At 58.5% G+C, this 13,024-nt stretch carries 8 protein-coding genes; all 8 read left to right on the top strand.

The annotated features are described in order from the left end of the window. Window positions 1-2: 2 nt before the first annotated feature. From tssK to CKW11_RS12265, 8 genes are read left to right on the top strand one after another with little or no spacing between them, the layout of a single operon-like run. Window positions 3-1,334: a type VI secretion system baseplate subunit TssK gene (tssK, locus tag CKW11_RS12300; protein WP_007962327.1), complete on the top strand. Its 1,332-nt coding sequence runs from the start codon at window positions 3-5 to the stop codon at window positions 1,332-1,334. 5 nt (window positions 1,335-1,339) lie between these two features. Beyond that, window positions 1,340-2,215, top strand: a complete 876-nt coding sequence (gene icmH / locus CKW11_RS12295; protein WP_003229559.1) for a type IVB secretion system protein IcmH/DotU — start codon at window positions 1,340-1,342, stop codon at window positions 2,213-2,215. Window positions 2,216-2,227: 12 nt separating this feature from the next. Then, window positions 2,228-5,767 (top strand): type VI secretion system membrane subunit TssM, encoded by a 3,540-nt coding sequence (gene tssM, locus CKW11_RS12290; protein ID WP_095137717.1) that lies wholly within the window; start codon window positions 2,228-2,230, stop codon window positions 5,765-5,767. Next, window positions 5,767-6,495, top strand: a complete 729-nt coding sequence (locus CKW11_RS12285) for a PP2C family serine/threonine-protein phosphatase (protein ID WP_027610389.1) — start codon at window positions 5,767-5,769, stop codon at window positions 6,493-6,495. Before tssM ends, CKW11_RS12285 begins: the two co-directional genes overlap by 1 nt. Beyond that, window positions 6,492-7,493: a serine/threonine-protein kinase gene (locus CKW11_RS12280; protein WP_095137716.1), complete on the top strand. Its 1,002-nt coding sequence runs from the start codon at window positions 6,492-6,494 to the stop codon at window positions 7,491-7,493. The genes CKW11_RS12285 and CKW11_RS12280 overlap by 4 nt, the downstream gene beginning before the upstream one ends. 28 nt (window positions 7,494-7,521) lie before the next feature. Further along, a complete protein-coding gene (locus CKW11_RS12275; RefSeq protein ID WP_095137715.1) occupies window positions 7,522-9,564 on the top strand; it encodes a type VI secretion system tip protein VgrG in 2,043 nt (680 codons plus the stop codon). 51 nt (window positions 9,565-9,615) lie between these two features. Next, on the top strand, window positions 9,616-12,324 hold the full coding sequence (locus CKW11_RS12270) for a hypothetical protein (RefSeq protein ID WP_095137714.1): 2,709 nt from the start codon (window positions 9,616-9,618) through the stop codon (window positions 12,322-12,324). A 12-nt stretch (window positions 12,325-12,336) separates the two neighbouring features. Further along, window positions 12,337-12,873, top strand: a complete 537-nt coding sequence (locus tag CKW11_RS12265; RefSeq protein ID WP_095137713.1) for a hypothetical protein — start codon at window positions 12,337-12,339, stop codon at window positions 12,871-12,873. Window positions 12,874-13,024: the final 151 nt, after the last annotated feature.

Genomic DNA, 13,024 nt, shown 5'->3' with positions numbered 1-13,024 from the left:
ACATGAATACCCATAAAGTCATTTGGCAGGAAGGCATGTTGCTGCGGCCGCAGCACTTCCAGCACAACGATCGCTACTACGATCACCAGATGAAAACCCGCACCCAGTTGCTGGGTGGCTACACCTGGGGTTTCCTCAATCTGGAGATCGACTTGCAGTTCCTCAACATGGGCAAACTGGTGATCAGTGCCGCCTCGGGGATCCTGCCGGACGGCAGCCTGTTCGAACTCGGCGGCAACACCGAGCCGCTGGCGCTGGACGTGCCGCCGAACACCGGCAACACGCCGATTTATCTGGCGCTGCCGTTGGTCACCGGTAACCACATCGAGGCGCGTCGTCCGGAGCAGTCCGACGTGCTCGCGCGGTACACCGCGTACGACGCCGAAGTGGCCGACTCCAACGCCGGTGACGATTCCGCCAGCCAGGTCAGCTGTGGTCGCCCGGATTTCAAACTGTTGCTCGGCGAGCAGCAGAGCGATCAGGCCTACGTGAAGCTGAAGATCTGCGACGTGCTCGACACCACGCCGGACGGCGTGATCAGCCTCGACCCGGATTTCGTGCCGACCTACATCCAGGCCCATGCGTCCAGCTATCTGCTGTCGTGCCTCAAAGAAGTCATCAGCATGCTCAACCACCGTGGCGACACGATTGCCGAGCGGATTCGCTCCAACGGCAAGGTCGGCGGTGCGGAAGTCGGCGACTTCATGATGCTGCAACTGATCAACCGTACCGAACTGCTGCTGCGCCACTACCTCGGTCTGGAGCAGGTGCACCCGGAAGAGTTGTACCGCACGCTGCTGACCATGCTCGGCGATCTGGCGACCTTCTCCAGCGACAGCAAACGCCCGCGTCTGGACAGCCGCTATTCCCACGCCGATCAGGGCGCGAGCTTCCGCAAACTGATGGAAGCGATTCGTCAGGTGCTGTCGATGGTGCTCGAACAGCACGCCATCGAGCTGATCCTGCAAGCGCGTCAGTACGGCATCATCGTGTCGCCGTTGCACGACCACAAACTGCTCGGCTCGGCGTCGTTCGTGCTGGCGGCAAGTGCCAACTGCGACTCCGAAGAACTGCGCCACCGCTTGCCGGCGCACCTCAAGGTCGGCCCGGTGGAGCGCATTCGCCAACTGGTCAACCTGCACTTGCCGGGGATCAAGGTCAAACCGTTGCCGGTGGCCCCGCGGCAGATCGCGTTCCACTCGAACAAAACCTACTTCATCCTCGAACTCAGTTCCGAAGACCTGGCGCAACTCGAGCGCTCCGGCGGCTTCGCGTTCCACGTGTCCGGCGAATTCGCCGAGCTTGAACTGAAATTCTGGGCCATCAGGAACTGACCGCCATGATCAAGGAAACGGATTACAACCAGGACGACAAAACCGTCCTGCTCGATCGTCAGGGCCACGGACCGGCAGCCAGTCCGCTGACCGACTTCGCCGCGCCGCCGCGCTTCGAGCAACTGGAAGAACGGATGATCTACGCCGCGCGCCTGCGCCCGGCGGAGGCGTTCAACATCAGCCTGAATTCGCTGGTGGCGGCGTCGTCCGAACTGCTCTCGGAAGTGGTGCGCCTCAAGCACAGCGAAACCCGCGAAGATTTGTACGCGCTCAACGAGCGCCTGACCGCCGGGCTCAAGCTGTTTGAAGTGCGCGCGTTGCACAACGGCGCCGAAAGCAGCCAGGTGATGGCCGCCCGTTACGTGCTCTGCACCGTGGTCGACGAAGCTGTGGTGACCACGCCGTGGGGCAACGAAAGCGAGTGGTCGCAGATGAGCCTGCTCAGCAGCTTCCACAACGAGACCTTCGGTGGCGAGAAGTTCTTCCAACTGCTTGATCGGTTGTCGAAGAACCCGGTCAAGCACCTGCCGATGCTTGAGCTGATGTACCTGTGCCTGTCCCTCGGTTTCGAGGGCAAGTACCGTGTGCAGGCGCGTGGCATGCTTGAGCTTGAAGGCATCCGCGACGCCCTGTACCGGCAGATCCGTCAGTTGCGTGGCGACGTGCCGCGCGAGTTGTCGCCGCACTGGGAAGGCCTCAACGATCAGCGCCGCAACCTGGTGCGCATCGTGCCGGCGTGGATGGTGGTGCTGTTCACGTTGGTCTGCCTGGTGGTGATGTATTCGGGCTTCGCCTGGGTCCTGGGCGAACAGCGCGACACCGTTCTGCAACCTTATCAGCCGCTTGATCCGGCCGCGGTGCAACCGCAGTCGCAGCCGTAACAGGGACGTGTGATGAAAAAGTTTTTCAAGAAAGTCGGCGCTTTCCTGCGCCAGACCTGGGTCTGGACCCTGCTGCTGGTGCTGTTCGTGGCATTGCTGGTGTGGTTCGTCGGCCCGTTGTTGGCGGTGGATGACTACAAGTTCTGGGAAAGCGCGACCTCGCGTCTGCTGACCATCAGCGTGCTGTTCCTGATCTGGGGCCTGACCATGGTCTTCGTCAGCTGGCGCGCGGGCATCCGCAAGAAAGCCATCGAAGAAACCGAGGACGGTCAGGATCGCATCCGTCGCGACGAACTGATCGAAGAAGAGCAGAAAGAGTTGAAGGCGCGCTTCAAGGACGCGCTGAAAACCCTGAAGACTTCGAGCCTGTATCGCGGCCGCAGCGAACGCTGGCGCAACGACTTGCCGTGGTACCTGCTGATCGGTCCGCAGGCTTCCGGCAAGACCAGTCTGCTGGACTTCTCCGGGCTGGAATTCCCGATCAACAAGATCGACCGCAAGCTGACCCGTGACACCCTCGGCACCCGGCATTGCGACTGGTACTTCGCCGATCACGGTGTGCTGATCGACACCGCCGGGCGCTACACCACCCAGCCGGACGCCGAAGTTGACGGCAGTGCCTGGACCACCTTGCTCGAGTTGCTGCGCAAGCGTCGTCGCGGGCGTCCGTTGAACGGTGTGCTGGTGACCATTCCGGTGGAATCCCTGATCGGTGGCAGCGAGCAGGACATCGATACCCTGGCGCGCCAGGTGCGCGGTCGTCTGCAAGACGTCTATCAGAAACTGCATGTCGACGTGCCGGTGTATCTGGTACTGAGCAAGGCGGACAAGCTGCTCGGGTTCGACGAGTTCTTCGATCAACTGACTCGCGAAGAAAGCGATCAGGTGCTGGGTACCAGTTTCCGCAAGGATCAGGTCGGCACCGACGTCGCGGTACTGCGCGGCGAGTTCGAAGAGCTGCTGCGGCGCCTGAACAATCAGGTGATCATGCGCATGCACTCCGAGCGCGATACCCAGCGCCGTGGCCGCATCCTCGACTTCCCGCATCAACTGGGGCAGATCGGCGAGCGTCTGTGCCTGTTCGTCGACATGGCGTTCACTGGCAACCGCTACCAGCGCGCGTCGCTGCTGCGTGGTTTCTACCTGACCAGTGCTCCGCACCTGACGCAGGAAATGGACGCAACTACCGCCGGCATCGGCGCCAACCTCGGCATGAATGCCGGTGTGCTGCCGACCCTGCGCAGTGGCCGTTCGCGCTTCATTCATCATCTGTTCAGTCGGGTGATCTTCCCCGAGTCGGATCTGGCCGGCCTCGACAAACGCGAGCGCAGCCGCATCCATTGGGGCCAGCGTGCGCTGTACGTCGGTGCACTGGCGGCACTGGCGCTGTTCGGCATGCTCTGGGCCGGTGGTTTCTCGGCCAACTATGAGCGTCTGGAAAACCTGCGCACACTGGCGCAGAACTGGACTCAGCAGCGTTCGGCGCTGACCCCGCGCGATGATGCGATGGGCGTGCTGAAAACCCTCGATACAAGCTACGCCGCGACTCAGGTGTTCCCGAAGAAGGGCGACGTCTCGTACCACGAGCGTGGCGGTCTGTATCAGGGCGAAGACGTCAACCCGGTGGTCAAGCAAGCCTACGAGCATGAGCTCGAAGCGCAATTGCTGCCACGGGTCGCGACGATGCTCGAAGGGCAGATTCGCGCCAACATGAAGGACCGCGACAAGCTGCTCAACAGCCTGCGTGCGTACCTGATGCTGAACATGAAAGACCGTCGTGACGCGGCGTGGCTCAAGGACTGGGTCGCCACTGACTGGTCGCAGCGCTACACCGGCAACACCGCAGTGCAGAACGGTCTGAACACTCACCTTGAGCGCCTGCTGAAGCAGCCGTTCATCTACCCGCTGAACGATCAACTGGTGACTCAGGCACGTCAGGTGCTGCGTGCCGAATCGCTGGCCACCGTGGTCTACCGCATGCTCCGCGAGCAGGCGCGCAACCTGCCGGAATACCGTTTCAGCCAACACCTCGGCCCGCAAGGCTCGCTGTTCATCGGCACCGAATACGTGATCCCGGGGTTCTACACCCAGCAGGGTTATCAGCAGTATTTCTCGGTGCAGGGTTCGGCGCTGGTCACCGACATCCTGCGTGACAACTGGGTGCTGGGCGAAGGTGCGGGCATCAGCGACATGGACTTGCGTCGCCTGATGGTCGAGCTGGAGCAACTGTACTTCCGCGACTACGCCAACTACTGGAGCGAGGCCGTTGGCCAGGTGGCCTTGCCGCCGATCAGCGACGCCGGTGAAGGCGCCGAGCAACTGGCGGGCCTGACGTCGGCCAACTCGCCGGTGCTGGCGTTGCTCACTGAAGTGCGCGAGAACACGCGCTTCCCGGCTGCTGCCGATCCGGTGGACGAAGCCGGTGATGCCGCCGATGCACTGGCAGGGCAGAAGGGCAAACTGGGCAAGGTCGGCAAACTGGCGTCTGCCGTGGCGGACAAGGCTTCGGCGATGGCCGTGGCGAAGAGCCTGCCGGACACCGCGAAGAAGTCGCTGCAACGCCGCTTCGAGCCGCTGCACCGTTTGCTGGATGACAACAACGGCCCGGCCGCTGACCTGACCCCGGCCATCAGCGCGCTCAACGACCTGCAACTGCAACTGTCCGGTCTGGCCCGTTCCAGCACGCCGGAACAAGCCGCGTTCGAAATGGCGAAAACCCGCATGAGCGGCCAGCGTGATGCGCTGACCAACCTGCGTGCGGCCTCGGGTCGCCTGCCGCGTCCGCTGAGCGTGTGGTTCAACGTGTTGGCTGAAGACTCATGGCGCCTGGTGCTCAACGATGCTTACCAATACCTGAACGGCCGTTATCAGAACGAGCTGTACAGCGTGTATGGCAAGACCATCAGCAAGCGTTATCCGTTCAGCGCCAGCAGCACCAGCGACGTGGCGATCAGCGACTTCCGCGAGTTCTTCCGGGCTCAAGGTACCGTCGACCGCTTCTTCGACAGCTACATGCGTCCGTTCGTCAGCGGTGATCCGGGCAACTACCGGATGCGCAGCGTCGACGGTCACAGCCTGCCGGTATCGAAGATGTATCTCGACCAGATGGCAGCAGCCCTGACGATTCGTCAGAGCTTCTTCTCGATCAACCCGGCCGAGCCGACCGTGCAGTTCAAACTGGAGCCGTACACCCTCGATCCGGCCGTCAGCCGTTCCGAGTTCAAGTTCGGCGACAAGACCATGGAATACCGCCACGGTCCGATCCTGCCAATGACGTTCAAGTGGCCGACCGATGCTGAAGACGGTCGCACCAGCCTGGTGATGGACAAGATGGCGGGGCGTCCGATCGGCATCGAGAAGAACTCCGGCCCATGGTCGCTGTTCCGTCTGTTTGACCTGATGCAGACCGAGTACCTGACCGGACGCGACGTGCTGGTGCTGAAAGCTGACGTGGGTGGCCTGCGCGCCAACTACCTGCTGACCAGCCAGCGCACGCCGAACCCGTTCGACATGGGCGTGCTGCGCACCTTCCGTATGCCGGTGCAGCTCTGATGCTGGTGGCCAGTCCCTGGCGCAGCGCGGCGCGTACCGACCCGGGCAAGGTGCGGGCGCGCAACGAAGATGCCTTCCTCGACTCGCCACAGCAGGGGCTGTGGGTGGTCGCGGACGGCATGGGCGGTCATCAGGGTGGCGACATCGCCAGCCAGTTGATCGTCGCCAGCCTGGCTGAACTGCCGCAACACGAGGACTTCGACGAACGCCTCAAAGCCATCCGCCAGTGCCTGCACTGGCTGAACCGGCGTTTGGGGCAGGAGTTGACGGTCACCGCCGGGCGCCACGACAGCATCATGGGCAGCACCGTCGTGGCGCTGCTGGTGGAGGGCAATCGCGCGGCCTGCATCTGGGCCGGTGACAGCCGTTGTTATATGTGGCGCGGGCAGCGGCTGTATCAGCTGTCCAAGGATCATTCGCTGCAGCAGCAACTGATCGACGAGCAACAGATGAGCGTCGAACAGGCGGCAGCACACCCGGCAGCTCAGGCCTTGACCCGAGCCGTCGGCGCCGCCGAACAGCTGACCCTGGATGTCCTCGAACTCGAGGTCTATCCGGGCGATGCGTTTTTGCTGTGCAGCGATGGCTTGTACCAAGGACTGAGCAGCGATGCCCTCGGCAACGCCCTCAGCCTCAGCGCGCCGCACGTGGCGCTGGAGCGTCTGTTCGACGGCGCCCTGCGTGGCGCCGCCCGGGACAACCTGACTGCCGTGGTGATCCGCCAATGACTGAAATCGAATCCTCAGTCGATGACTTGCTGATGAGCGAAGAGCAGGCCAGCAACCTGACCTACTTCGCCTTCGCCAAGGCAAACAACGCCGAGCCGTTGCTGGCGCCGACCAAGGCCAGCATCGGTGCATTGCCGGACGTACTCGCCGGCCGCTACCACCTCGAGCGTCTGCTCGGGGCGGGCGGCATGGGCGCCGTTTACCGGGCGCGAGATCTGCTGCACGAGCAGTTCGGCGATCCCGATCCTTACATTGCGCTGAAAATTCTCAGCGAAGAATTTGCCGAATCGCCGGACGCCACTGCCTTGCTTTACAGCGAGTTTGCCCTGACCCGACGCCTGCGCCACGACAACGTCGTGCGTGCACACACCTTTGAAGTCGACACCGACTGCCAGCGGGCCTTCATCACCATGGAATACATGCGTGGCCTGACCCTGGACAAATTGCTCTGCGAGCGGCCTCTGGGCCTGCCGTGGAAAGAAACGCGCGACATCGCGTTGCCGCTGCTCGATACGCTGGCCTACGCCCACCGTCGCGGCGTGCTGCACGGTGACATGAAACCGAGCAATGTCATGCTCAGCGAAGACGGCCTGCGCCTGTTCGACTTCGGTCTCGGTCAGGCAGACGAGGGCGTGTTGCCCGGCCTGCCGCACCTGAGCCGCGAGCGTTTCAACGCCTGGACCCCGGGCTACGCCGCCCCCGAACTGCTTGAGGGCCAACCGTTGTCGGCCAGCGCGGACGTGTACGGCGTGGCCTGCGTGATCTATGAACTGGCGAGCGGCAAACACCCGTTCCGCCGCTTGCCCTCGACCCAGGCCCGCGACGAGCACCTGGAGCGCGAGCTGCGAGCCCCGGCGAACTTACCGAAACACGGCTGGCCAGCGCTGCGAACCGCGCTGAGCTTCAACGCGGCAGAACGCACCATCACTGCCGACCAATTGCGTGACGCCTTGGGCGCCACTTCGTCCTGGCTGCAACGGTTGCGACTTCGGGCGTAACGGACGACATTCGAACAGGGAGCGCTTTATGTTCAACCCAGCTAACGAAACCCACTTCAGCCTCAAGGTCGAAGACTACGTGGGCGACCTGCAAGTGCTGTCGTTCACCGGCACCGAAGGCATCAGCCAGCCGTATCGCTTCGACCTCGAACTGGTCAGCGAAAACCCCGATCTGGACCTGGAAAAACTCCTGCACAAGCAGGCGTTCCTCGCATTCGATCCACAGGGCTCAGGCATTCACGGGCAGATCTACCGCGTCGCCCAAGGCGATGCCGGCAAGCGCCTGACCCGCTACAAGGTCTCGCTGGTGCCGCAACTGCAATACCTGCATCACCGCACCAATCAGCGCATCTACCAGCAGATGTCGGCGCCGAAAATCATCGCGCTGATCCTCGACGAACACGGGATCAAGGGCAACGCCTACAGCTTCCAGCTGAGCCAGCCGTGCCCGGATCGCGACTACTGCGTGCAGTACGACGAAACCGACCTGCACTTCGTCCAGCGTCTATGCGAAGAAGAGGGTATTCACTACCACTTCCAGCACAGCGACAAGGCCCACCTGCTGGTGTTCGGCGACGACCAGACCGTGTTCCCCGACCTCGGCCAGCCGACCGCCTACATACAGGGCAGTGGCATGGTCGCTGAAGAACCGGTGATCAAAGGCTTCAAACTGCGCCTGGAAACCCGCACCAGCCGCACCACGCGCCGCGATTACGACTTCGAAAAACCGCGCCTGCAGATGGAAGCGGCTTACAAGCCGGATGGCGAGAGCACTGAACCGGATCTCGAAGACTACGACTACCCGGGCCGCTTCATCGACCGCGCGCGCGGCAAGTTCCTCAGCCAGCGCGCCCTCGAACGCCATCGCGCCGACTACCGCCAGGCCGAAGGTCGCGGCGACCAGACCAAACTGGTCAGCGGTCACTTCATGGCCATGTCCGACCACCCGCGCAGCGAGTGGAACGACCTGTGGCTGCTCACCGAAATCTTCCACGAAGGCAAACAGCCGCAAGTCCTCGAAGAAGGCGTGACCAGCGACACCACCGACAACAAGGACGACTTCCACCAGGGCTACCGCAACACCTTCCTCGCCACCCCGTGGGACGTGTTCTACCGCCCGGCCCTCGAACACCCGAAACCGCGCGTGCTCGGCAGCCAGACCGCCATGGTCACCGGCCCCAAAGGCGAAGAAATCCACTGCGACCAGTACGGCCGCATCAAAGTCCAGTTCCACTGGGACCGCGAAGGCCTGGCCGACGACAAAACCAGCTGCTGGCTGCGCGTCTCCAGCTCCTGGGCCGGCGACCGCTACGGTGCGATCAGCATTCCGCGCATCGGCATGGAAGTCCTCGTCACCTTCCTCGAAGGCGACCCCGACCAACCCCTCGTCACCGGTTGCCTGTACCACAAGGAAAACCCGGTGCCTTACGCACTGCCGGCCAACAAAACCCGAAGCGTCTTCAAAACCCTCAGCTCCCCGGGTGGTGGCGGTTATAACGAACTGCGCATTGAAGACAAGAAGGGGGCGGAGCAGATCTACATTCATGCCCAGCGCGACTGGGACGAAAACATCGAGCACGACCAGAAGATTCGCGTCGGCAACGAACGTCACGACACCGTGGTGAAGAACACTTACACCGAGCTCAAGGCTGAAGAACACCGCACCACGATTTCCGACCGCAAGGTTGAAGCGAAGCTGGATGATCACCTGACAGTTGGGCAGAACCAGCATGTGAAGCTGGGCACGGCGCAGCTGACCAGCGTGGGGAAAGAGATTCACCTTAAGGCTGGGGACAAGATTGTTATTGAGGCGGGGACTGAGCTGACGATTCTCGGCGGCGGTAGTTTCATCAAGCTCGATGGTGGTGGCGTGACTGTGGTTGGGCCGGTGGTGAAGATTAATGCGGGTGGCTCGCCGGGGAGTGGGACTGGCATCGGGATTAAACCGCCGGTGCTGCCGGGGGCGGCGGATAAGGATAAGGCGGGGAGTTTGATGGATCAGGCGTTGGGGAATGCGTCTGAGGAGAAAATCAAACGCAAGCCGAAGCGAATGCTCAATTTTTCCGGCTAAGACATCGACGGCAATCCAAGCCACCAGGGATCAGAATTCAGGTAATTGGTAATGACAGAGACAACCAGCAAGAAAGTAGAAAAATGGTCGTATCCGTTAAAAGTTGGAGCGGCAGGGACGACGGATCCGCAGCAGTTCTACATGGCCTTAGCCAAGGCCAAAGATGGTTTCTACCCGTTGGGTGCCAATGGTCTTTGGCATGGTGGTATTCATTTCGATGAAGCCTCGGGTTTAGTGCCCGACCTGGCAGAAGTCAAGTGCATCGCGGATGGTGAAGTAGTCGCTTACCGTATTGATAGTACTTATCCGAAATCGGCCTACGGTACGGCTGAGGCTGAGTTTTCGACTGGTTTTGTATTAGTTAAGCATCGTTTGGAAGTGCCGGTGCAACCTGCAACCCCAGCTCCTGCTGGATCGCCTGCTTCTCCGCCAGCACCTGGTCCAAGCCTGATTTTTTTCAGTCTTTACATGCATTTGCTGCAGTGGAAGAAGTATGAGGAAACTCCGGCATTGTCGCGACCGCCCTTTTGGGGAGGTGGTACGTTGCAAGTCAAAGCAACGGCTGACGACGAAATTCTCGGTTTGCGAGTTCGTCAGGAACCGCGTGGCAAGCCTGGGTACGCAACCGTGCTAACGGTTTTGAGTCGCGGTACGATCGTCGAGACGGGGGAAGAGCAAAACGGTTGGCTCAAGGTGGTCAGCGTCACGCCGGCTAATACCAATCTTCAACCCGGAGCAGGCTGGGTTTTCAAGAGAGAAATGACGGCGGGCCCGACACCCAACACTTACGTCATTGGCGCCGCTGCAAAAGACCCGATGAACCCACCTCAGAAAGGTTTGGTTGTTCGCGCTTCTGCAAGCCGATCTGGCGCTGAAAAAGCCATTTTGCCCCACGGCACGCAAGTCAGAATCGGGAACGATGGGACGCGTGGTAAGTACCAGAAACTGTTGGAGATTGTCAGCGGGAGTGCTATTCCTCCGCTGGCGCCTGCTGAAGTGCTCGGGTATGTCTGGGAGGGGAACCTTGAAGCCAAAAGTGAGCCAGCCGAGAAGGACTCGGTACATGTTTTGGCGACTCCATTCCCGATTACGGCGGGGAGTCTGATCGGTCACGTAGGCAAATATCAAAACCATTCGGATTCGGCGCCCAAGAATCTGTTGCACGTTGAGGTGTTCAGCTGCGAGGACGTAAAGGCATTTACTGAACTGAGTAAAGAGAAAGCTGCGGGAATGCCTGCCGCTGGAAAAACGCTCGTAAAGATTCCAAAAGACAGTGTGTTGGTTACTCACACGCAAGGAATGAGCGCAACAAATCCTCCGAAAGTGACCGATCCCCACAAAAAGGTTGGCTATGACTTCTTTATCCCAGTCGGAGTATTGGAAGCGCTACCCGCGGAAAAAAAGATAAAAGTTCCTGTTGTGATGGGTGGAACCACTACCTATACGCTTTGGTGGCGTCTGGATGGGTTGCTGGGGGATGCCGAAGGGAATGAAATCAGCGGTTGGTTTGCAGAGCCGGATACTGCGTTGTCACGCCATTCACCATTTGAGTGGGAGGGTTTTAGTTTTATAGATGAAGCTGGGAGTAATGTGGATCATTTGGCCGCGTTTCTTCATGCGCAGGAAAGTCTTAGTGAGGAGGAGCAAGCTAACTATCAGCCTAATATCGGTAATGCCGAAGAAGGTTCTACAAAGCAAAATCTTTACAAAATTCTAGACAGAAACGGCGATAAAAAACTCACGCCTTCGGAAATAAAAGAGGCTTTGAGTAAACCATGGTTCGCTCAGCCGATTTCTCAGATGGTTACACGCTATGAAAACGAGTGGCAATTCAAACAAGAAAAATGGGATTCTCTGGATGAGTTAATGGGTCACACTGAAACAGAGCCACACAATGAATGGATTGAAGAAAAAGCAAGAATTAAGACGTTGAGTTGGTGGGACAAGCTTATCGGGCAGCATGGAATTACCAATGATACAAATGTTCGGCATATTCACCCGATTGCACTTATTGGAAGTTTCACTGCTACACGTGATCTGATTACCTTGGAAATGCTTAGGGCCGCTAACCCAGCAGGGGCTGAATCACATCATTCGAGTATTTTGCCGTATCTCAATAAATATGCCGCGGCGTATAAGCTTGAGCAACCTAAAGCTATTGCGCATTTCCTTTCCCAAGTCGGCCATGAAAGTCAATTCAGGATTATTGAAGAGGGCTTGAATTATAGTGCCCGGCAAATGAAGAAGACCTATGGGTGCCGACGGCAAAACAATGTGAATGGCTATAATGAGCAAACGGATAGCTGCGATTTTGGTGTGTTGAGAAGCAAGCTTTGGTCAGAAACAAGTCATTACGCGATGAATGCTGAAAATCTTGCCAGTTACGTCTACGCGGATCGAATGGGTAATGGCAATGAGGCTAGTCGAGACGGTTATCGATATCGTGGCCGTGGAATGCTGCAGGTAACCGGAAAGTCCGAGTATCAACGGTTTACTAATGTGCATAATCAGCGAAATCCGTCGGATATTCAGGATTTCGTGGCCAATCCAGATCTCCTGATTTCCTCAACCGAGTACGGAGTTGAGTCTGCCTTCGTTTTTTGGTTTACCAAAACTGGGCAAGGAGGCACAAAATTGTGCGAAGTCGCCAAGACGGGGAGTGTGGTCGACGTCACACAAATGGTGAATGGCGGGCAAAACGGATATACGGACAGAAACAATAGATACCAAGCCCTTGCTGCACTAATGAATATCAACTAAGAGGTCATTGCTATGCTCCGTTTTTTTATGTTTGCTTTCGTTCTTCTTATGGCAAACTTCAGCAGTGCGCAAGATGTAGATTACCTTCAGGGGCGCGTTCTACAGGGCCCGTTTAAAACTAATGTTGTAAAGGGAGGGGAACTCTCCTTCTTGCAGACAGGGAACGCAGAATTTCCGGTTTCTTTGGTTTTGGATGTTGTTGGTGCCGATAATAAAAAAAATAGAAGCCTTGTCGATAAATATGATGTGGCAGGCTCGGATCCAAAAATCGAGTCGATTTTCTTTTATCCAGTAAAAGGTAAGAAAAATGTACTTGTTTTGGTTTCTTGGGAAATCACGAGTAGAGGAATTGGAACGTACGGAACCCTTTATCAAGTTTATGGGTATGAAAAAAGTGCGGGTAATGAATTGGTTGTGAATAAGCTTGTCAGGTTTGATAAGAACTTGAGTGGGATGGAAGGTTATCAAGAAGGTGAGGAACAACATTTTCCTTACGTTAATGCAGGGTTGATAAAGACCTATATTGATAAAATTATTGGCTCTAAATAATTAAAGATAGTCTTGGCAATAATAGGGAGCGGATTTTGTTTGGCTTAATCCGACCCCTTGGCTGGCTATATTCCACGCCTTGATTCTTTATGGTCAATGCTAGCGTCGCCCGACGAAATGCGATGGGAAGAGCCTAATTGTCGCGCGCCGA

It is taken from the genome of Pseudomonas sp. Irchel s3a10, from assembly GCF_900187525.1.
Taxonomy (GTDB): Bacteria; Pseudomonadota; Gammaproteobacteria; order Pseudomonadales; family Pseudomonadaceae; genus Aquipseudomonas; species Aquipseudomonas koreensis_G.
Note: the sequence above shows the minus strand (reverse complement) of the source record. Positions and strands in the feature narration are given on the sequence as shown.